The 17989-nt window shown below is 57.9% G+C and carries 18 protein-coding genes; 10 read left to right on the top strand and 8 right to left on the bottom strand.

Annotation, left to right across the window (positions count from 1 at the left end; translation table 11 throughout):
• Positions 1-102 precede the first annotated feature (102 nt).
• The 3 genes from fabV to K6L24_RS11245 all read left to right on the top strand — a co-directional run bounded on the left by fabV (position 103) and on the right by K6L24_RS11245 (position 2409).
• Positions 103-1302 (top strand): enoyl-ACP reductase FabV, encoded by a 1200-nt coding sequence (fabV, locus tag K6L24_RS11255; protein ID WP_222681465.1) that lies wholly within the window; start codon positions 103-105, stop codon positions 1300-1302.
• 120 nt (positions 1303-1422) lie between these two features.
• Complete coding sequence (locus K6L24_RS11250; protein ID WP_062743323.1) at positions 1423-1764, top strand: hypothetical protein; 342 nt, start codon at positions 1423-1425, stop codon at positions 1762-1764.
• 87 nt (positions 1765-1851) lie between these two features.
• Positions 1852-2409: a hypothetical protein gene (locus K6L24_RS11245; protein ID WP_118664165.1), complete on the top strand. Its 558-nt coding sequence runs from the start codon at positions 1852-1854 to the stop codon at positions 2407-2409.
• A gap of 58 nt (positions 2410-2467) precedes the next feature.
• On the opposite strand, the gene K6L24_RS11240 is transcribed toward K6L24_RS11245, so the two are convergent.
• Positions 2468-2971: a phenolic acid decarboxylase gene (locus K6L24_RS11240; RefSeq protein ID WP_118664164.1), complete on the bottom strand. Its 504-nt coding sequence runs from the start codon at positions 2969-2971 to the stop codon at positions 2468-2470.
• A 106-nt stretch (positions 2972-3077) separates the two neighbouring features.
• Between K6L24_RS11240 and K6L24_RS11235 the strand changes: the two genes are divergently transcribed.
• Positions 3078-4001 (top strand): LysR family transcriptional regulator, encoded by a 924-nt coding sequence (locus tag K6L24_RS11235; protein ID WP_062743320.1) that lies wholly within the window; start codon positions 3078-3080, stop codon positions 3999-4001.
• Here the strand turns inward: K6L24_RS11235 and K6L24_RS11230 are convergent.
• Entirely contained in the window at positions 3994-5148 is a 1155-nt protein-coding gene (locus K6L24_RS11230; RefSeq protein WP_187509191.1) for an MFS transporter, read from the bottom strand. The genes K6L24_RS11235 and K6L24_RS11230 overlap by 8 nt on opposite strands.
• Before the next feature lie 246 nt (positions 5149-5394).
• Entirely contained in the window at positions 5395-6456 is a 1062-nt protein-coding gene (locus K6L24_RS11225; protein WP_222681464.1) for a LacI family DNA-binding transcriptional regulator, read from the bottom strand.
• Positions 6457-6567: 111 nt separating this feature from the next.
• Between K6L24_RS11225 and K6L24_RS11220 the strand changes: the two genes are divergently transcribed.
• The gene (locus K6L24_RS11220) at positions 6568-7572 is read left to right on the top strand and encodes a Gfo/Idh/MocA family oxidoreductase (RefSeq protein ID WP_062743317.1); all 1005 of its coding nucleotides are present in this window, start codon (positions 6568-6570) and stop codon (positions 7570-7572) included.
• Positions 7573-7653: 81 nt separating this feature from the next.
• Here the strand turns inward: K6L24_RS11220 and K6L24_RS11215 are convergent, their stop codons facing one another.
• Entirely contained in the window at positions 7654-8685 is a 1032-nt protein-coding gene (locus tag K6L24_RS11215) for a Gfo/Idh/MocA family protein (protein ID WP_062743316.1), read from the bottom strand.
• Between the two features lie 142 nt (positions 8686-8827).
• Positions 8828-9745 carry a bestrophin family protein gene (locus K6L24_RS11210; protein WP_118664161.1) on the bottom strand — a complete coding sequence of 306 codons (918 nt, stop codon included), beginning with the start codon at positions 9743-9745 and terminating at the stop codon, positions 8828-8830.
• Positions 9746-9979: 234 nt separating this feature from the next.
• Here K6L24_RS11210 and K6L24_RS11205 point away from each other — a divergent pair, with 234 nt between their 5' ends.
• The 3 genes from K6L24_RS11205 to K6L24_RS11195 all read left to right on the top strand — a co-directional run bounded on the left by K6L24_RS11205 (position 9980) and on the right by K6L24_RS11195 (position 14518).
• Positions 9980-11320 carry an LLM class flavin-dependent oxidoreductase gene (locus K6L24_RS11205; protein ID WP_062743314.1) on the top strand — a complete coding sequence of 447 codons (1341 nt, stop codon included), beginning with the start codon at positions 9980-9982 and terminating at the stop codon, positions 11318-11320.
• A gap of 74 nt (positions 11321-11394) precedes the next feature.
• Positions 11395-11874, top strand: a complete 480-nt coding sequence (locus K6L24_RS11200) for a GNAT family N-acetyltransferase (protein ID WP_062743313.1) — start codon at positions 11395-11397, stop codon at positions 11872-11874.
• A 253-nt stretch (positions 11875-12127) separates the two neighbouring features.
• Positions 12128-14518: a TonB-dependent receptor domain-containing protein gene (locus K6L24_RS11195; protein WP_062743312.1), complete on the top strand. Its 2391-nt coding sequence runs from the start codon at positions 12128-12130 to the stop codon at positions 14516-14518.
• 61 nt (positions 14519-14579) lie between these two features.
• Here K6L24_RS11195 and K6L24_RS11190 read toward each other — a convergent pair whose 3' ends face one another.
• Together K6L24_RS11190 and K6L24_RS11185 are read right to left on the bottom strand one after the other, a co-directional pair.
• Entirely contained in the window at positions 14580-14876 is a 297-nt protein-coding gene (locus K6L24_RS11190; protein WP_062743311.1) for an Rdx family protein, read from the bottom strand.
• Positions 14877-15008: 132 nt separating this feature from the next.
• Positions 15009-15194 (bottom strand): hypothetical protein, encoded by a 186-nt coding sequence (locus tag K6L24_RS11185; RefSeq protein WP_161975941.1) that lies wholly within the window; start codon positions 15192-15194, stop codon positions 15009-15011.
• 2 nt (positions 15195-15196) lie between these two features.
• Between K6L24_RS11185 and K6L24_RS11180 the strand changes: the two genes are divergently transcribed.
• Together K6L24_RS11180 and yghX are read left to right on the top strand one after the other, a co-directional pair.
• Positions 15197-16072 (top strand): ABC transporter substrate-binding protein, encoded by an 876-nt coding sequence (locus K6L24_RS11180; RefSeq protein ID WP_222681463.1) that lies wholly within the window; start codon positions 15197-15199, stop codon positions 16070-16072.
• An 88-nt stretch (positions 16073-16160) separates the two neighbouring features.
• Positions 16161-17048, top strand: coding sequence for a YghX family hydrolase (gene yghX / locus K6L24_RS11175; RefSeq protein WP_222681462.1), 888 nt, complete (start codon positions 16161-16163; stop codon positions 17046-17048).
• A 19-nt stretch (positions 17049-17067) separates the two neighbouring features.
• Here yghX and K6L24_RS11170 read toward each other — a convergent pair whose 3' ends face one another.
• On the bottom strand, positions 17068-17967 hold the full coding sequence (locus K6L24_RS11170) for a LysR family transcriptional regulator (protein ID WP_062743308.1): 900 nt from the start codon (positions 17965-17967) through the stop codon (positions 17068-17070).
• Positions 17968-17989: the final 22 nt, after the last annotated feature.

Genomic DNA, 17989 nt, shown 5'->3' with positions numbered 1-17989 from the left:
TTTGCCTGAACCGAGAGAAACGGTATTCTAGCGCCCTTATTTCATGAAAAATGACGACCCACAGCATGACGGGTCATTAGCGTTTCATATACTGAGGTCAATATGATTATTAAACCACGTATCCGTGGCTTCATCTGTGTTACTGCCCATCCAGAGGGCTGTAAAGCGAACGTAGCAAAACAGATCGAGTACGTCACCGCTCAGGGCGCGATCGCCTCCGGCCCGAAGAAAGTGCTGGTGATTGGTGCCTCTACAGGTTACGGCCTGGCGGCACGCATCTCTGCTGCGTTCGGCTGTGGCGCTGACACGCTGGGCGTGTTCTTTGAGCGCCCGGGTGAAGAAACCAAGCCGGCAACCGCAGGCTGGTACAACTCTGCGGCCTTTGAAGAATTTGCCACAGAAAAAGGCCTGTATGCGAAAAGCATCAACGGTGATGCCTATTCTGACGCCGTGAAGCAGAAAACCATTGAACTGATCAAAGAAGATTTGGGTCAGGTTGACCTGGTCGTCTACAGCCTGGCTGCGCCCCGCCGCATCCATCCAAAAACCGGTGAAGTCTTTAACTCCACCCTGAAGCCCATCGGTAAGCCGCTGGTGACCCGCGGTCTGAACACCGATAAAGAAACCCTGACCGACGTTGCGCTTGAGCCTGCCAGCCAGGAAGAGATCGACGGTACGGTGGCGGTGATGGGCGGTGAAGACTGGCAGATGTGGATTGACGCCCTGCTGGAAGCTGGTGTGCTGGCTGACGGTGCTAAAACCACGGCCTTCACCTATCTGGGCGAAAAAATCACCCATGATATCTACTGGAATGGTTCTATCGGTGAAGCCAAGAAGGATCTGGACAAGCGTGTTCTGAAGATTCGCGATACCCTGGCTGCTCACGGCAATGGCGACGCACGCGTTTCCGTGCTGAAAGCAGTGGTCACTCAGGCCAGCTCAGCTATCCCTGTCATGCCTTTATACCTGTCACTGCTGTTCAAGGTGATGAAAGAGAAAGGCACCCATGAAGGCTGCATTGAGCAGGTCTACGGCTTGTTTAAAGACAGTCTCTATAACGCTTCGCCGATCCTGGATGACACCGGACGTCTGCGTGCAGATTACAAAGAGCTGCAGCCGGAAGTGCAGGATGAAGTGGCCCGTCTGTGGCAGAGCGTGACCGATGAAACACTGAACGATGTCTCTGATTTTGCCGGTTACAAAGCCGAGTTTATGCATCTGTTCGGCTTCGGCCTGGACGGCGTGGATTATGCCGCGGATGTAAATCCTGATGTGAAAATCAAAAATCTGGTACAGATGTAATTCTGTCACGGAGAATAAAAGGGCAGCCCTGGGCTGCCCTTTTTTATGGCAATTTAGAGAGAATATAATAGACTCAGTATTCACCGTGAGGATGGTTGGCTATTTAAGGCAAATTTTATTATGATCTGGAGTGGCGTCGGTTTTTTTATTGCTGTGTTTATTTCCATTGCCTACGTCATCTGTCAATGGCTGTTTGATGCTTTATGGTCGGTCGGTTATTATTCAGCCCACTCCTGGACGACAGGCGTGACCTTCATTTTGTCTGCGCTACTGTCATCCATTTTTGTGTATCTCCTTAAAAAAGAATCGGTTTTGCTGCTCATCGCCAGGATGACGGACAGTCGTCCGATGTATCAGGCAGAGATAACGCACAAATTCTTTTTTGTTCCTGTACGTTACTGGCCGTTAATTTTATTTTTAATTGGCGCAGGATTATGCCTTCGGGAAATGCTGGGCAAATAGCCTGACTCTTTCGAGAGTAATCTGATGGTTTCACTGTCGGTAATATCAATACAATAAAACTTAATTTGAAGATGGAAGGTCGATTAAATGAAATTTACTAAATCAATGACTCTGGCTGGTTCACTCTGTATGGCTGTTGCTTTAAGCAGTGCTGCAAATATTGCTGTGGCGGCAGAAGCGAAAACGACCACTGCAGATGCGGCCGCATCGCAGAAAGTCTCACTGTTGGGCGACCATCTTGCTTTCAATCTGCAAGGCTATGAAGTACAGCCTGTTCCAGGCGGCGGCCCGGGCAAAATGTACGTCAATAAGGCGCAGAAACGCGTTATGTTGATCGGTGAAGATGACATTCCGGTGGCCGGTCGCGGCGCAACAGATGCCGATTTCATTAATGGCATGAAATCCATCAAAGACAAGCAGAAGCAGGCTTCGCCAGACTATAAGGTCCTCAGCGAAAAGACAGAAAACGTTAAAGGCCTGGAAGTCTATCATATCGAAGCTACCGATAAGATGGATGGCAATAACGTCCAGCAGGCCACCCTGCTGTCTGCGGCAGATAACAAGTTCACCGTGATTCAGGTGATCTCGAATGCCAAAGACAAAACCGGCCACGCTGCCGCCGTGAACAATATCCTCGCTAAATAAGCCGCGATACTGTCAATAACGGTGACAAGGGGCGGCCCTGACGGGGCCGCCCCTTCTGCTATAATCCCGCCGGGAAATCTGCCGGTAACTCACTGGCTGCACAGTTAATCACCTCCTCGTTATTCTCTCCACAGTCGCGGATCAGCGTTAACGTGGCAAACTCATCAATCACTTCAACCGGCCAGACTGGTCCTGCATCGCGATAGGCCTCCATCTGCGCAATATGATCGTTCTGGAAGCAGACGGTCTGCTGTGGGTTATTCATCACCCAGCGCGGGAAGAAGATAGTGCCATGGAAAATTTTATCGCTCAGGTTCACCACCAGACTCACGCTGGTTCCGGTCGGTTCATGCCATGAGATTTTATAAACCGCGGCGGCAATGCGGACGATAAAGGCCTGCTGATCTTTCACCCAGCGATTTCCCACCATGCCGCTGTGAATGCGGTAGTCCACCGTATGGGCATTTTTCACATAAATTTCGTAATCCCAGCCATTGTCATAGGTATAAACCAGATGTTTGCCCACGAACTGACTCAGGTCATGCTGATTAAAACGGGTCATGATGTTTCTCCTTAATGTTGTCAGCCCCTACTGTAGCTCTGGATTTTTTCGATTAATAACGGTAATTTTGCGACATATTAATTTAAAAATTCGATGAATAATGTCTATGTTAAGTAAAACCAGCCTTGAGCAGTGGCAGCTGTTGCAGGAAGTAATCGCCTGCGGCAGCTTTGCGCGCGCCGCCGAAAGGGTGAATCGGAGCCAGTCGGCGATCAGTTATCAGCTGGGACTGATGCAGGAGCGGCTGGGTATTGCTCTGCTGATGCCGCAGGGGCGTCGGGCCGTCCTCACGCCCGAAGGTCAAATCCTGCTGGCCCAGGCGCGGCCCTTGCTCGATGGTTTTGCTCAGTTGGAGAATCGCGCCGCCTCGCTAAAGGCGGGAAGCCGGGCGCGAATTGACCTTGTGGTTGACAGTATCTTTCCCCGGGGAGTGCTGTTTGGAGTCCTGCGTCAGTTTCAGCAACGCCACCCGGCAACCCAGGTACACCTGACGGAGGTCTTGCGCGGAGAGAGTGCACAGCAGTTGCAGCAGCGGCAGGCGGATATACTGATCCTGACGCGTGAAAGCTGTGGCCAGCGTCCGGCAGAAAACCTGCTGGATATTGACTTTGTTGCTGTTGCCCAGCGCGAGCACCCGCTGCTGGCGCTGGCTGCTCCGCTGGCCCACAGCACGCTTGCCCGTTTTCCGCTGGTAGAAATTCTTGACCGCCACCGGCAGCAGGATGGCCCGCAGGCTGTTGCAGAAAACTGGACGTTTACCAGCATTGAGGCCGCTGTCGAGGCGGTGCTGCATCAGGTCGGGTATGGCTGGCTGCCGGCGTCACAGATCGCGCCGTGGCTCGAAAGCGGTGAGTTGCAGCCACTGCCACTGAGCAGCGGCCAGCGTCGCACCAGCTCACTTTGTCTGCTGGTTGACCCTCGCGTTCAGGCTGAGGAGGGCGAGATTGTTACGCTACTGACCCTGTTCCGCGCCCTGAACGCGGCGCAGAGTGCGGCTGGGGGGCCTGATGGCGGGGATTTCCTCAGCTGAAGTCAACGAGCAGCAGCCCGGAGAGCACGGCGCTGGCCAGTGCACCCGTCAGCAGCGCGTCCATCCCGCCGAAAGAGGTTAACAGGGTGGCCCCGAGCGACGGGCCCAGCGCCATACCGCCGCCAATCACCAGATTGATGTTATTCATCAGCTTTCCATCGTTATCCAGCGCGGCAACGTGTGCCATCGTGAACGGTGCCAGAAAGGTCCAGGTAAACTTAAAGATGATGGCGGCAAGCACGAAGCGGATCGCCATGGGATGCCGGACCAGCAGCATAATCGCCAGTACCAGCAGGACATAGCCGACCCACAACAACGTGCCGGGGCGGAAACGGGCAGCCATCATCGCCGCCCCGACAGCACCAATAATGCCCACCACCGTCGCGACCGCCAGGATGTCCCCGCTCTGCAGCGCTGACAGGCTGGCGCGGACGGCAATCTCGCCGATAAACGTCCACACGGCACTCAGGCTGACGTAAAACAGCAGCACGGCGAGGATCGCGCACAGTTTACGCCTCCTTGAGGGTGCTATTTGTGCTGCGGCGCTGACCGACGGGGGGTGAAACCCGGCGGGCAGATAGCGCAGCAGCGGCAGACTGCACAGCATCAGGAAGGCCAGCAGCAGGTAGACCACCGCCAGACCAAAATGGCTAAACAGTGGCGGCAGGGCAAGCAGGCCGACGGTGCCCAGCAGCAACTGGCCCAGCACCCAGTAAGCATAAATCCGACCGGTGTTGGCGGCGGCGGCGGCACAGGTGATGCTCAGGATCATCAGGGTGCCACCGGCCAGAGAGGCGATAAAGCGGCAGATCATCAGCAGGTCGGTGCGGAGGGTCAGCGCCGACAACAGATTACCCAGAATAAACACCACGCCAGCGAGAAGGGCAATTTTCCGCCAGTTGATTCTTCCGCTCCACCACCAGGCAGGGAGCGTGGCCGCACTCATGCCGCCCAGTTCACAGGAAAACAGGTGGCCGATTTGGAGTGTCGAAAGCTGCCACTGACTGTGTAACTGCGTGGCGACCGCAGGCGCCATCATTAATACACCCGGCGAAACGGCGGCCAGTATCACCACCGCTGCAAATAAGCCGGGCGGGAAGGCAACGTCTGGGGCGGAAAGGGGTGCTGAAGCCGAATTCGCAGGCATAGTATGCTCCTGAAATAGCCGGTTTATTGTTCAATGGCGGAATGAACACCGGATAATAGGGCAATGTCAGCAGCGGCAAGGGTAACTTTGTGGCATTAATAAAAACAGTGCGCGGGGTCGTTCTGAGCCAGCACCGGCTTGCGGAAAGACAGCCCATGATGGTGTCGCGCAGGATGGATGAATAAAAGTTAACCCTGCACGACAACGCCTGTGGATAGTTCGCAGCAGGCGGATGCCGCGGATCATTCAGGGGGGCTGATGCGATCCCCGGACTGCCTGTTCCGGCCCGGGGGACATATTTTCCCGCGTATATAACATCAACTCGACTTTCCCGTCCTGATATTGTGTGGGCATCATCTCCCGTTCCAGCCGGTTTAACATCAGCGTCATTGCCCGGCGGGCATGTTCACGCGTATTTTGATCCAGCGTCAGCACCACAGCGTGATCCGCCAGCAGTGTGCGGGTGGTGGGATAAAGCTCATGGGTAATAAAGCGGGACGTGTTCAGCAGACGGTGCCGGGCGAGCACCTCAGCGATTTCACGGTTACCCAGCCCGGTGTTGTAAATACCCTGAATCGTCTGGTGATGATAAAGCTGCTCTTCCAGCAGACGACTGACCTGGTGGCGGTCATCCCGGGCAGCCAGCACCTTGTGGACCCGCAGATGGGGAAACCTGTCGGCAATCACCGCGCTGAATCCCTCGACCCGCTGCCGGTGTGCCAGATAATCGAAGCGTCCGCTGATAATAATGATCTCACCGGGCGCATTAAGCATATTGCCCATCAGTAACCCCGCCGTGCGTCCCGCCTGAATCTGGTTGATCCCGACGTGGCACAGCCGCGCCGCGCCCGGAAGGTCAGTCACCAGGGTGATCACCGGCACCTGCCGTTCCTGGCACTGCTGCAGCGCGGAAAAAATCGCCGGATGTTCATGAGCAAACACAATAATGCCATCGCGGCTGTCCGCCGCCCGGACAATATGTGCCGCCAGCATTTCCGGCTCGGCTTCAGGGATCAGGGTGCGGTGCAGGGTGACATGACCATAGCCCAGCTGCCCGGCGAGCCGGCTGAAATCCTGAGAAAGCTGACTGAAGAAAAAGGCATCGCTGCTACTGAGCAGCAGTTCAATCTGCCAGGGCTGGCGATGCGCATCAGGCAGCTCGCGCTTCAGGCCTGCCTCTTTTGCTGCCTGCAGCACCCGGCGTGTGGTGGCCGGAGACACGCCGCCCCGTTCATTAATAACCCGGTCAACGGTGGCAATGCCGACGCCCGCCTGCTTTGCCACCGCTTCCAGCGTGATCTTCTTCACCCTTCACTCCGTATGATGGCTTCCCATCAAAATGTCGTTTCAGCAAGTATATTCGTTAACGTTATCCTGGCAACGAAACGTTAACATTTAACCAAAACAGGCGTCGCAACCATGGCACAGAAACGTAGGTTTGCCCTGCTGGGCACAGGATTTATCGGTCAGGTTCATGCAAAAAATCTCGCTGCCCACCCGGATGTTGAACTGGTGATGGTGGCTGACCAGGACAGCGCCCGCGCCGGTGAGGTTGCTGCGCGTTACGGCGCGCGGGTGGGTACCGTGCTGGATGCCATCAACAGTGATGCCATCGACAGCGTGCTGATTGCCACCTCGACACCGTCCCATGCGGCGTTCCTGACCGCCGCCGCTGCCGCCGGCAAGGCGGTATATTGTGAAAAACCGATTGACCTGTCACTGGATAAAGCGCGGCGGGTGGTGGATGACGTCTCCCGCTATCCGGTGCCGGTCACCGTCGGGTTTAACCGGCGGTTTGATCCCAGCCATAATCAGTTAAAGCAGTATCTGCAGCAGGGCCTGCTGGGTAAAGCCGAGCTGATCCAGATGGTCTGCCGCGCCTCTGAGCTGCCGCCGCTGAGTTACCTGCAAACTTCCGGAGGGCAGATGCGTGATCAGGCCATCCATTTTTTCGATTTGCTGCGCTGGCTGACCGGAGACGAGGTCGACACCATCGGTGCACTGGGGTCGGCGCTGGCGATGCCTGAGATCAGCGCATTTGGCGATGTGGACACCTCAGTGCTGATCATGAAGATGGCCAGCGGGGCACTGGCACAGCTGGATAACACCCGCCGTACCGGTTATGGCTATGAAGAACGCATTACCCTGCTGGGGTCAAAAGGCATGTCGGAATCCGGCGCACAAAGCCCGCAGGGAGCCACGCTCTATACCACCGAGGGGATTACCCGTCCGGCCCTGTACGCTGACTGGTTTAGCCGGGTGAAAGAAACCTATTATCTGCATCTGGATGCCTTTGTGCGCTCACTGAACGGCGAGGCAGTATCGGTTCCCGGCCTGCAGGACGGACTGCAGGCGCAGGCGATAGCTGAAGCCGCGGTGAAGTCGCTGGAAACAGGCAGTTTCTGTCAGGTGCAGGCGATATAACATCAGCAGGGGGCCCGTGCAGGCCCCCTGAAAGTGTCCTGCCCTTTGTCGTGGTACAGCCGTCGGGCTGGGGGAGAAAGGTTATTTTTCCTCGTTAAACACCTGGCCTATCTGACGACGTACTTCATCCATGGCCGTTAACGTGCTCAGCGATGCCGACAGCGGACGCACCGATGATTCGGTTTTGCCCTGGCCGACGCACCAGGCAAAATGCACCGCCTCATGAAACAGCTGATCGTAACGGTTACGCGGCTCGTCGAAGTGCAGCACTTTTCCTCCCTGGCTGGCGGTCAGCGTAAACGGCCCTGGGGCATAGAAAGATCCGGCAATATTCAGCGAGGCATCGCGCCCGGCAATCACCGCACCACCCGGTGTATTGCTGAACAGCGTGGTATTCAGCACCGAATGCATTCCGTTAGCGTGCGTCAGCAGCATTGAAGCCTGTCCGTTCACCCCGCCAGGCACTGGCTGTCCGGTGGCATAAATGGCGGCAGGCGCACCCGCCACCTTCACGCTGAAGCTAATCAGATAGCTGCCCAGATCCAGCATCGGGCCACCGGCGAGATCGGCGTTAAAAATACGGTGATCGGGGGTGAAATACTCCCCGTGATCGGCCAGCAGGGTATGCAAATCGCCGAGCGCACCGTCTTCCAGCAGCTGGCTGATGACGTCATATTTCGGCAGAAAGTCACACCACATCGCTTCCATACACAGCAGGCCTTTCTGCTGTGCCAGGGCGGCCAGCGCCCGGCCTTCGGTGGCGTTAAGCGCCAGCGGTTTTTCAATCAGCACGTGTTTACCGGCCTGTAACGCCTGCAGTCCGTCCGGGTAGTGATGGTTGTGTGGCGTGGCGATATACACCGCATCAATGTCCGGCCGGGCCAGCAGCTCTGCGGCACTGCCAAAAGCCTGTGGGATAGCCATCCTGCGGGCGAAGGCGTCAGCCCGTTCCTGTGAGCGAGAGGCGACCGCCACCAGCTGCTGTGCGGTGCCTGTTTTCAGGGCTCTGGCAAACCGTTCGGCGATCCATCCCGGGCCGATAATTCCCCAGCGCAGGACAGGCACGGTTTTGGCATCAAGGGTACGGGGTTGGGGTAACTGCGAAGGAAACATGAACGCTCCTGACATAAGGGGTAGGGTGATGATTTCACTATAGTCAGCAGCAGGAACAGGCGGAACGGCTTTGATGATGGGTTCCCATCAATCGGCAGGAGGCGGGCGGGCGAACCTGCGGCTGCGGTTCGCCCGTCAGCCATCAGGTCAGATTAAATTTGGCGTCCGGCTGGTGTGCCGGCGGCAGTGGGGTGAGGTCGTTCATCTCGCTGAGGATGCGTTCAATGGTGTTACAGATGGCGTCCAGCGGCAGATCGTTCGGCGCGGTGCCAAACGGATCTTCCAGCTCTTCCGCCAGCGACTCCAGCGACAGGAAGGTGTAAGAGATAAACACCGACACCAGCGGCGTCATGTAGTGCAGATCGGCCACCAGAGCAAACGGCAGCAGGGTGCAGAACAGATAAACCGTACGGTGCACAATCAGACTGTAGGCGAAGGGGATTGGCGTGGTGCTGATACGCTCACAGCCTCCGAGAATATGCGCCAGATCGTTCAGGTTGCCATCCATGCCGTTATACAGCAGGTCAGGAATTGCGCCTTCGTCACGGCGGTCTGCCAGCCAGCTCCCCATACACAGCAGCAGACGGTTGGCGCGAAACGGACTGGCCAGCACCTCGTCCTGTACGCTTTTGGGGGCCAGGCGCAGGATATCCTCGCGGGCGTCGGTGCCGCGCAGCTGGTGCTTCAGGCTCCAGCTGAACGCCATCAGCAGGCCGCCAAGTTCACGCACGGCGGCGGGGTCACGGCGCAGTGCGCCACGGGCCTGGCGCAGCAGCGAGCGCTGGGCGATCAGCAGGCCGCCCCACAGCGTGCGGGCTTCAACAAAACGGGCATAGCTGGCGCTGTTACGAAAGCCGAGGAAGATGGCAATGGCGACCCCCAGCAGGCTGAACGGGGCGGTGGTCAGGCGCACGCCGAGGGTTTCATACCACTGGTAACAAATCACGGCGAAGATAGCCATCAACAGGTTAAGGCTGAGGCGGAACAGAATTTTCGATAACACCGCCCCGTGCCAGGAGAACAGGCGCGGGAACCAGTGTTGATGGGGACGTACGATCATAACGCAGGACTTCCAGAGTAGTAGCGGTCAAATAACATCGGGTTAACCAAAGCGCCACATCATACCGGGCCGCACGGGCGAGGAAAATGTAAACCTGCCGCCGGAATCTATCCGGGTTTCGAAAAGGCCGGCCGGATAGTCAAAATGCGGCATTGCAAAGGGGATATTGGTATTTAATTCCGCCGCGGTTTTATGAAAATCTGGGGGCATATTCACCATCACAGGGAGAGAACCATGAGCCAGAAAACCCCACAGCGGATCAAGCTCGGCCTGATGCTACAGGGCGCAGGCGGCTTTATGAACGCCTGGCGTCACCGCAGCGTGCCTGCCGATGCCAGCGTTAACGTCAGCTGGTATCACCAGTTAGCCCATCAGGCAGAAGAGGCAGGACTGGACTTTCTCTTCGTCGCCGACGGCCTGCATATCAATGAAAAGTCCCTGCCGCATTTCCTCAACCGCTTCGAGCCGATTGCGTTGCTATCATCGCTGGCAGCGGTGACCCGACGTATTGGTCTGGCGGGCACCATCTCGACCTCTTACAGCGATCCGTTCACCGTCGCGCGCCAGCTGGCATCGCTCGATCTGTTAAGCAACGGGCGTGCGGGCTGGAATGTGGTGACCTCCCCGCTGGCCGGTTCGGCACGTAACTTTGGTAAAGATCACCCTGAGCACAGCCAGCGCTATGAGATCGCCCGTGAGTATATTGAAGTCGTACAGGGACTGTGGGACTCCTGGGAAGAGGGGGCGTTCATTCGCGATCGGCAGAGCGGCGAGTTCTTCGACGCCAGCAAACTGCATAAGCTGAATCACCAGGGCGCACATTTTTCAGTGGAAGGCCCGCTGAATATCCAGCGCTCTGCGCAGGGCCAGCCAGTGATCTTCCAGGCCGGCGCGTCGGCATCAGGTATCCGGCTGGCCGCCGCCTCGGCGGATGCGGTGTTTACCAATGCGCGCACGCTGGAAGAGGCCCGAACCTATGCCACTGAGCTTAACCGGCAGGTGCAGCAGCAGGGCCGCTCCCCGGTAGGGATTTTCCCCGGGATCAATCCGATCGTTGGCGCAACGGCGGCAGAAGCAGAAGAAAAATACCGCTATCTTCTGTCACTGCTGTCGCTGGAGCAGGCGCTGAACTATCTTGGCCGCTTCTTCGACCATCATGACTTCAGCCAGTACGATCCGGACGGCCCGTTCCCGGAACTGGGTACGCTGGGAGAAAACAGTTTCCGTTCCACCACCGATCAGATAAAGCGCCTGGCGGCAGAAGAGCAGCTGACGCTGCGCGAAGTGGCGTTCCGCACCACGCTGCCGAAGGGGGAGTTCTTTGGCACGCCGGAGCAGGTGGCAGAAACCTTTATTCGCTGGGTGGAACAGGGCGGCGCCAGCGGATTTATCCTCTGCGGTCCGGTGCTGAATGAAGCGCTGGAGGATGTGGTGCGCCATGTGCTGCCCCTCCTTGAAGCCCGTGGTTACTGGCACAAGGATGATACCCATGTCACCCTGCGCGATCGGCTGGCTATCCCGGCCCGGCCTAACCGTTACAGCCTGGCACGTGAACATTTACGCCAGGCGGGCTAGGGGATTTCCACTTCAGTCAGCGGGATGAAGCGGTTATGCTGACGGTTATCAACCGTCACCTAAAGGGAATCATCATGACTATCGTTATCCGCCGCGCAGAGCATCAGGACGCTAAACTGATCCTCGCGATGATCGCCGAGCTGGCCGAGTATGAAAAAGCGCTGCACGAAGTGGTGGCCAGCCAGCAGGATATTGAGCATTCACTCTTCGCGCCCGAATCGCACACTGAGGCGCTGATGTGTGAGGTGGATGGCGAACCCGCCGGGTATGCCGTGTTTTTTACCAGCTACTCAACCTGGCTGGGAAAAAACGGTATCTACCTGGAAGATCTCTACATCAGCCCACGCTTTCGCGGACAGAAAGCCGGAAAAATGCTGCTGCGGCACATTGCGCAGCTGGCGGTATCCCGCGGCTGTGGTCGTCTGGAATGGAGCGTGCTGGACTGGAATCAGCCGGCCATCGACTTCTATAAAAGCATCGGTGCTGCGCCCCAGGATGAGTGGGTACGCTACCGCATGGAAGGTCAGGTGCTGACGGACTTCGCGGAGTCCTGATCGCTTTTTCGTCCGACCACATCGCCAAAAGGCACCCCGGATGGGGTGCCTGTTTTATTTCAGCATCAGAGACAGCGGGTATTATGTTGCAATAAATTGACTTTTTTTGTCATATTATGATTGATAATGATTATCATTTGTATATGATGTCGCAAATTATAACGCTTTTTGCCCTGCCTGCAGGGCCTTGTTCGTTGATATTTCTGAAGCTGTTGTTGAGCGAATACCAATAAAAACATCGCAGGTATTTCGCATGATTAAGTTTTCATCCCCTCAGGGATTACTGCACACCTCACTCGTGGCAGGGACCCTGCTCAGCGTGACCCTCTCCGGCAGCGCAGCCGCCGATAGCGACCGTAACGCGGTGACCGCCAAAGCCCGGCAGCAGAATGCAGCCACAACGCCTGACGACGACGCGGTGATGACCGTGCTGTCGCCCGTGGTAAAAAATGTGGCCGGCAGTTCGGTGACCCTCAGTGCCGCAGAGATGCAGCAGCGCGGTGGCAATGATTTTGGCTCCATCATGCGCTACCAGCCGCTGATCGGTGCGGTAGGCAGCAGTGGTGGTTCTTCCACCGGGAAAAGTGGCTTCGATCGCGGTGGTTACACCGGCTATAACATTCGCGGGCTGGAAGGCAACCGCGTTGCCCTCGACGTCGACGGGATCCCTCAGCCTGAGGCCACCGGGCGCAGCTATGCCAGCCGTGCCGGGGTTAATACCTTCGGGATCGGGCGTGACTACATTGACCCGTATCTCTACGGTCGCGTTGAGATCGAATCCGGTGCCACGGCCACACAGCGCGCCAATACCGCGCTGGGCGGCACCGTCTCCTTCCTGCCCAAATCTGCTGATGATTATCTCACCCCGGATAAGCACACGGCCTTCGGCTTCCAGAGCGATTATGACTCCGCCAGCCGCAGCTGGCATAACGGCATTACCGCCGCTGCCGGAGATGACACGCTGCGTGGCCTGGTGGTGTACAGCCGCCGTGATGGCCAGCAGACGCGTAATAACAGCGATGAGTTTGACGCTTACCCGGCCAACTGGCACTCCGATGCGCTGTTAACCTCGGGCATCTGGCAGCCGAACGACGAGCATAAGCTCACCGGTACGGTCGACTTCTACAGCAAAGTGAATCACACCCATTACGACAGCTGGAACAATAGCGGCACGGCTATTGACGGCACTGCCAGCCAGCAGAGCAATACCCGGCGCTGGGGCATGAGTCTGAAAGATGAGTGGACGCCTGCCAGCGCGTGGATCGACAGCCTGAGCAATAAGATTTACTACCAGCATACGGAAGCGCACGACAACACGCTGATGCCGTTAGCGACCGGTGGCGCGATGCAGCGCGTTTACTCTGACTACAATGTCAACACCTGGGGCTATGAGGCACAGCTGACAAAAAACCTGGGCCGTCACGATCTGCTGGCCGGGATCAACGGACGCCTCTCGGAAACGGAACGTCCGTTCAGCCAGTCACCGGCACAGAGCGGTACGGGCATGACCACCAAGCCCGAGGGCGACAGCCGCACCCTGGTGCTGGGTGCCTTTGTGCAGGACAGTATTCTGTTTGACCTTGATGGTCATGCATTCTCGGTGGTGCCGGGCGTGCGCGTCGCGCATCAGGAAACGAAACCACAGAACCTGGGGAATATGGCCGCCGGCACTGACGTGCTGACGCCGGAAGACGCAGAGAAGTTGTACGGTAAAACCAACAGCGACACTCAGCTGTTACCGTCCATCAGTTTTAACTACGACATTACCCCGCAGTTGATGACGTACGTGCAGTACAGGCGCGGTGCGCAGTTCCCGAACGCCAGCCAGCTCTACGGCTCGTGGAACCTCGGTTCCAGCTATTTAGGTAACCGCCAGTATGCGCTGTTAGGCAATACCGATCTGGATACCGAAACCAGCAATAACGTTGAGTGGGGCATCAAAGGCCAGGCCACGGAAGGCGTTACGCTGCACGGGGCTATGTTCTACAACACCTATAAAAACTTTATTGCCTCCACCCGTTACACCCGCGCGGGCGCACCGGACAAGTTCGTCAATGTCCCGGCGAATATTGCCACCATCTATCAGGCGGAAAACCGCGATAAAGCCTATATCTGGGGCGGGGAAGTCAGCACCAAAATTAACTATGGTAGCTGGTTTGAAGAGGTGAATGGCCTGAGCACCACCTTTGCGCTGGGCTACAGCAAAGGCCAGGCAAAGTCCCGCTATGACGGCGACCGGTATGTCGACCTCGACAGCGTAGCCCCGATGAAAGCCGTCGTGGGCGTGGCGTGGGATGACCCGGCACAGCGCTTCGGTACGGCACTGACCGCCACCTTTGTCAAAGGCAAGCAGGCGCAGAGCACCAGCCGCAACAGCTATCAGAACAGCGGCACCGCGCTGGCCGACAGCACCACAGAATATACCCGCGTGCCGGGTTACGGCATGCTGGATATGACGGCGTGGGTCAGGGTGGCGAAAAACGTTAAGCTGAGTGGCGGCGTGTATAACCTGACCGATCGCCAGTACCGGGATTACCTCAGCAGCCGCGATCTGACGGACGTCACCGCCCGCGATGCCAACGATCGTGCGCTGGCGGTGATGCCGGGGCGCAACTTCCAGCTGGGGGTGAACGTCGACTTCTGAGGGGGGAAAGCCGCCAGCCGCTGACACGGGATGACCGACGCCGGTCATCCCGTTTTATGCTTTATTCCGCGGGCTTCGCGTGCTGGTCAATGTGCCCAAGGTCGCGCTCCGGGAAACAGACGGCGCGCAGGCGGCGCTTAATTTCCGCGGCATCCGGGAAACCGTTGTCCGTTTTACGATTCCAGATCACCTGCTGGTTTACGGTGATTTCGTATACCCCACCGGTACCGGGGATCAGCGTGACCGCACCGAGGTCAGTACTGAACGTATGCAGCAGTTCCTGCGCCATCCAGCTGGCGCGCAGCATCCAGTTGCACTGGGAACAGTAGTGTATGGTCACAACGGGTAATTGACTCACAGCAGGTCACCTCTTCAGGGAATAAACGTTACTTTCCACAGCGAAAAACAGGCCCAAGTGTACCCCTAAAGGGGCCGCTGTACTCATCGGCTGCGTAAAATAAACCCCTGCCCAGGGCGATTGGCGGCGCTGTCAGAGGGTTAAATGCGATTTCACGCTGAACATTCTCCAATTTCTTCTTTGTTCTGTCAGGGCGGCTTTGTTATTGCTGTCATTGACCTCTGACAAAAGAAGGAAGGCTTCATGGACATCGACGGATTTTACCGCAGGCCCGGCGGTGCTGACCTCGTGCAGGCGCAGGGTGAGGAGGGCAACCACGGATGACCTTACGTATTGGCAGTCACCCTCATCTTCTCCCCCTGTTTATTTTGCGCCATCGCGGGGTGCTGGAAGCCGCGCTGGCCGCACACGGCGGCGTGGCATGGACAGATTATGATCACGCCGGTGATGGCGCTGTTCTGCTGGCCGGGCAGGCACTGGATGTGGTCGGTACCGGCTCAACGCTGCCCGTTCTGGCCCACAGTCGTGGCCTGGATATCGCTTATCTGGCGGCATCGCCTGACCGGGCTGAACCCTGCGCGCTGCTGGCGATGAAAGACGGGGCGCACCGCAGCCTGCAGGCGCTGCGGGGGGCCCGTATCGCCGGGATGCGGGGAACCGTGACCGAACCGTTTCTGGCCGGGCTGCTGTTGCAGCACGATCTGACGCTGGAGGATATCACCCTGGTCGATCTTAACGGCAGCGATGCTGCGCGCGCGCTGCGCGAGGGAAGTGTCGATCTGTGGGCCGCTATCGATCCCTGGCTCACTGCCGCGCAGGATGCAAAAAAAGTACGCTGTCTTGTGCCGCCCGCCGGGGCGGTGCGAAACCGTTCCCTGCTCTGGTGCCGGGAGCGCTGGCGGCATCAGTCGGCGCCGCAGGTAGACGTCCTGTTGTCAGTGCTGGCAGAGAACGACCGCTGGATAGCCGGGCACCGCCAGCAGGCCGCCGGGATTATCCATCAGCATTTACCGGGCTCTCCGGGTGTGGATCGCTGGCTGGCGGCCATCCGCAACCAGGCCTCGGGCTTCCAGCCTGTCACGCCGGCGCTGCTGTCGGAGCAGCAGCGGCAGGCTGACGACCTGCTGGCCGCGCGGTTTATTCCGCAGCCGCTGACGATTAGCGTTGCGGCCGAGCCGTGCCGGGCCTACCTTTAACACAGGGTGGCCTGTCAAGGTTCTCCCGGTTTCCGGGCTGCCCCGAAGAGGACGGCCCCTCTGACCTGCACCGTACGGAGCCTGACGCATGACACGTATGACGGCAAAAGACTTCCCACCTGAACTGCTCAACTATTTTGATTACTACGTCCATGGAAAAATCAGCAAGCGTGAGTTCCTGGATATGGCGGCGAAATTTGTCGTTGGCGGCCTGTCGGCGGCGGCGCTCGGTACACTGCTGACGCCGAATTATGCCCTGGCACAGCAGGTTGAATTTACCGATCCTGATATCCATGCGGCGTATATTCACTACCCGTCACCCCAGGGCCACGGCAGCGTAAAAGGCTACCTGGTGCGTCCGGCGAGGGTCAGCGGGCGGGTGCCTGCCGTGGTGGTGGTGCATGAAAACCGCGGCCTGAATCCCTATATCGAAGACGTGGCCCGGCGGGTGGCGAAAGCCGGATTTATCGCCCTGGCTCCTGACGGATTAAGCTCCGTGGGCGGCTACCCCGGCAACGATGAAAAAGGGCGTGAGCTGCAGCAGCAGATTGACCCGGAAAAGCTGATGAATGACTTTTTCGCTGCGATCGAATTTATGATGCAGTTCCCTGAGGCCAGCGGCAAAGTAGGCATCACCGGCTTCTGTTATGGTGGCGGGGTGGCGAATGCGGCAGCGGTGGCCTGGCCTGAATTAGCGGCCGCCGTGCCGTTCTATGGGCGTCAGCCGAAAGTGGAAGATGTGCCAAAAATTAAGGCTCCGCTGCTGCTGCACTATGCGAAACGGGACACGCGCATTAATGAAGGCTGGCCTGCGTATGAGGCCGCGCTGAAGGCGCATCATAAAGTGTATGAAGGCTACGTGTATAAAGGCGTGGATCACGGCTTCCACAATGATTCGACGCCGCGATACGACAAAGCCGCTGCTGACCTGGCGTGGGAGAGGACAATCGCCTGGTTTAACCGCTATCTGGTCTGAGGCGGGCAGGGGGAAGGGCTTATTCCTGAGGTGGATAACGCAGAGCCTCGAGCAGGCGGGAAAAAGCCGCCGTATGCTGCTTACGGCTGGGATAATATAAATAATACCCGGTAAACGGCTCGCTCCAGTCAACCAGCACCCGCTCCAGACTGCCGCCGGCCAGCGCCGCCTCTACACTGTCCTCCGGGACACAGGCCAGTCCCAGGCCGGCGATGGCTGCGGCAATGCGTGTTTCGATGCTGTTCACGATCAGCTGACTGTCGACCCGCACCCGAATTTCGCGCTGGCCCTGCTTAAATTCCCAGGCATACAGGCCGCCCAGGGTGGGCAGACGTATATTAATACAGCGATGGTGTTGCAGTTCCTGTGGCGTCTGCGGGCGGCCGTGTCGCGCAAAATATCCCGGCGAACCGACCACCGCCATACTCCAGTCGGGGCCAATGCGCACCGCAATCATGTCCTTCGCCACCTGTTCACCCAGGCGGACCCCGGCATCGAAACGGCCGCTGACAATATCGGTCAGCGTATTATCCACAGCGATTTCGACGTTGACGTCGGGATAATGCGCTAAAAAGGGCTGCAGGGCGGGCCACAGGGTGGTGGTGACGGCATGTTCACCGGCCGTCAGGCGGAGGTTGCCGGCCGGGACAGCCCGCCTGTCTGTCAGGGCGATCAGTTCGGATTCGATATCGTTCATGCGGGGAGCGATAGCGTTAATTAACTTTTCGCCCGCTTCGGTTGGGGCAACGCTGCGCGTGGTACGCGTCAGTAAACGAAGCTGCAGACGCTCCTCCAGCGCGCGGATCGAATGGCTGAGGGCCGACTGCGATACGCCCAGCCGGGCTGCGGCCTTGGTAAAGCTGCGTTCCTGCGCGACCACCATCAGAGAGATGAGATCGTTAAAGTTTTCTTTTAACACGCTTTACCCCGGCACGCCGTTC

Origin of the sequence: Erwinia persicina (genome assembly GCF_019844095.1) — a bacterium.
In the GTDB taxonomy this organism is placed as follows: domain Bacteria; phylum Pseudomonadota; class Gammaproteobacteria; order Enterobacterales; family Enterobacteriaceae; genus Erwinia; species Erwinia persicina.
Note: the sequence above shows the minus strand (reverse complement) of the source record. Positions and strands in the feature narration are given on the sequence as shown.

Bases quoted from the DNA above. Each gene is read 5' to 3' on its own strand.
- fabV (WP_222681465.1), top strand. From the start codon at position 103: ATGATTATTAAACCACGTATCCGTGGCTTCATCTGTGTTACTGCCCAT.
- K6L24_RS11250 (WP_062743323.1), top strand. From the start codon at position 1,423: ATGATCTGGAGTGGCGTCGGTTTTTTTATTGCTGTGTTTATTTCCATT.
- K6L24_RS11245 (WP_118664165.1), top strand. From the start codon at position 1,852: ATGAAATTTACTAAATCAATGACTCTGGCTGGTTCACTCTGTATGGCT.
- K6L24_RS11240 (WP_118664164.1), bottom strand. From the start codon at position 2,971: ATGACCCGTTTTAATCAGCATGACCTGAGTCAGTTCGTGGGCAAACAT.
- K6L24_RS11235 (WP_062743320.1), top strand. From the start codon at position 3,078: ATGTTAAGTAAAACCAGCCTTGAGCAGTGGCAGCTGTTGCAGGAAGTA.
- K6L24_RS11230 (WP_187509191.1), bottom strand. From the start codon at position 5,148: ATGCCTGCGAATTCGGCTTCAGCACCCCTTTCCGCCCCAGACGTTGCC.
- K6L24_RS11220 (WP_062743317.1), top strand. From the start codon at position 6,568: ATGGCACAGAAACGTAGGTTTGCCCTGCTGGGCACAGGATTTATCGGT.
- K6L24_RS11215 (WP_062743316.1), bottom strand. From the start codon at position 8,685: ATGTTTCCTTCGCAGTTACCCCAACCCCGTACCCTTGATGCCAAAACC.
- K6L24_RS11210 (WP_118664161.1), bottom strand. From the start codon at position 9,745: ATGATCGTACGTCCCCATCAACACTGGTTCCCGCGCCTGTTCTCCTGG.
- K6L24_RS11205 (WP_062743314.1), top strand. From the start codon at position 9,980: ATGAGCCAGAAAACCCCACAGCGGATCAAGCTCGGCCTGATGCTACAG.
- K6L24_RS11200 (WP_062743313.1), top strand. From the start codon at position 11,395: ATGACTATCGTTATCCGCCGCGCAGAGCATCAGGACGCTAAACTGATC.
- K6L24_RS11195 (WP_062743312.1), top strand. From the start codon at position 12,128: ATGATTAAGTTTTCATCCCCTCAGGGATTACTGCACACCTCACTCGTG.
- K6L24_RS11180 (WP_222681463.1), top strand. From the start codon at position 15,197: ATGACCTTACGTATTGGCAGTCACCCTCATCTTCTCCCCCTGTTTATT.
- yghX (WP_222681462.1), top strand. From the start codon at position 16,161: ATGACACGTATGACGGCAAAAGACTTCCCACCTGAACTGCTCAACTAT.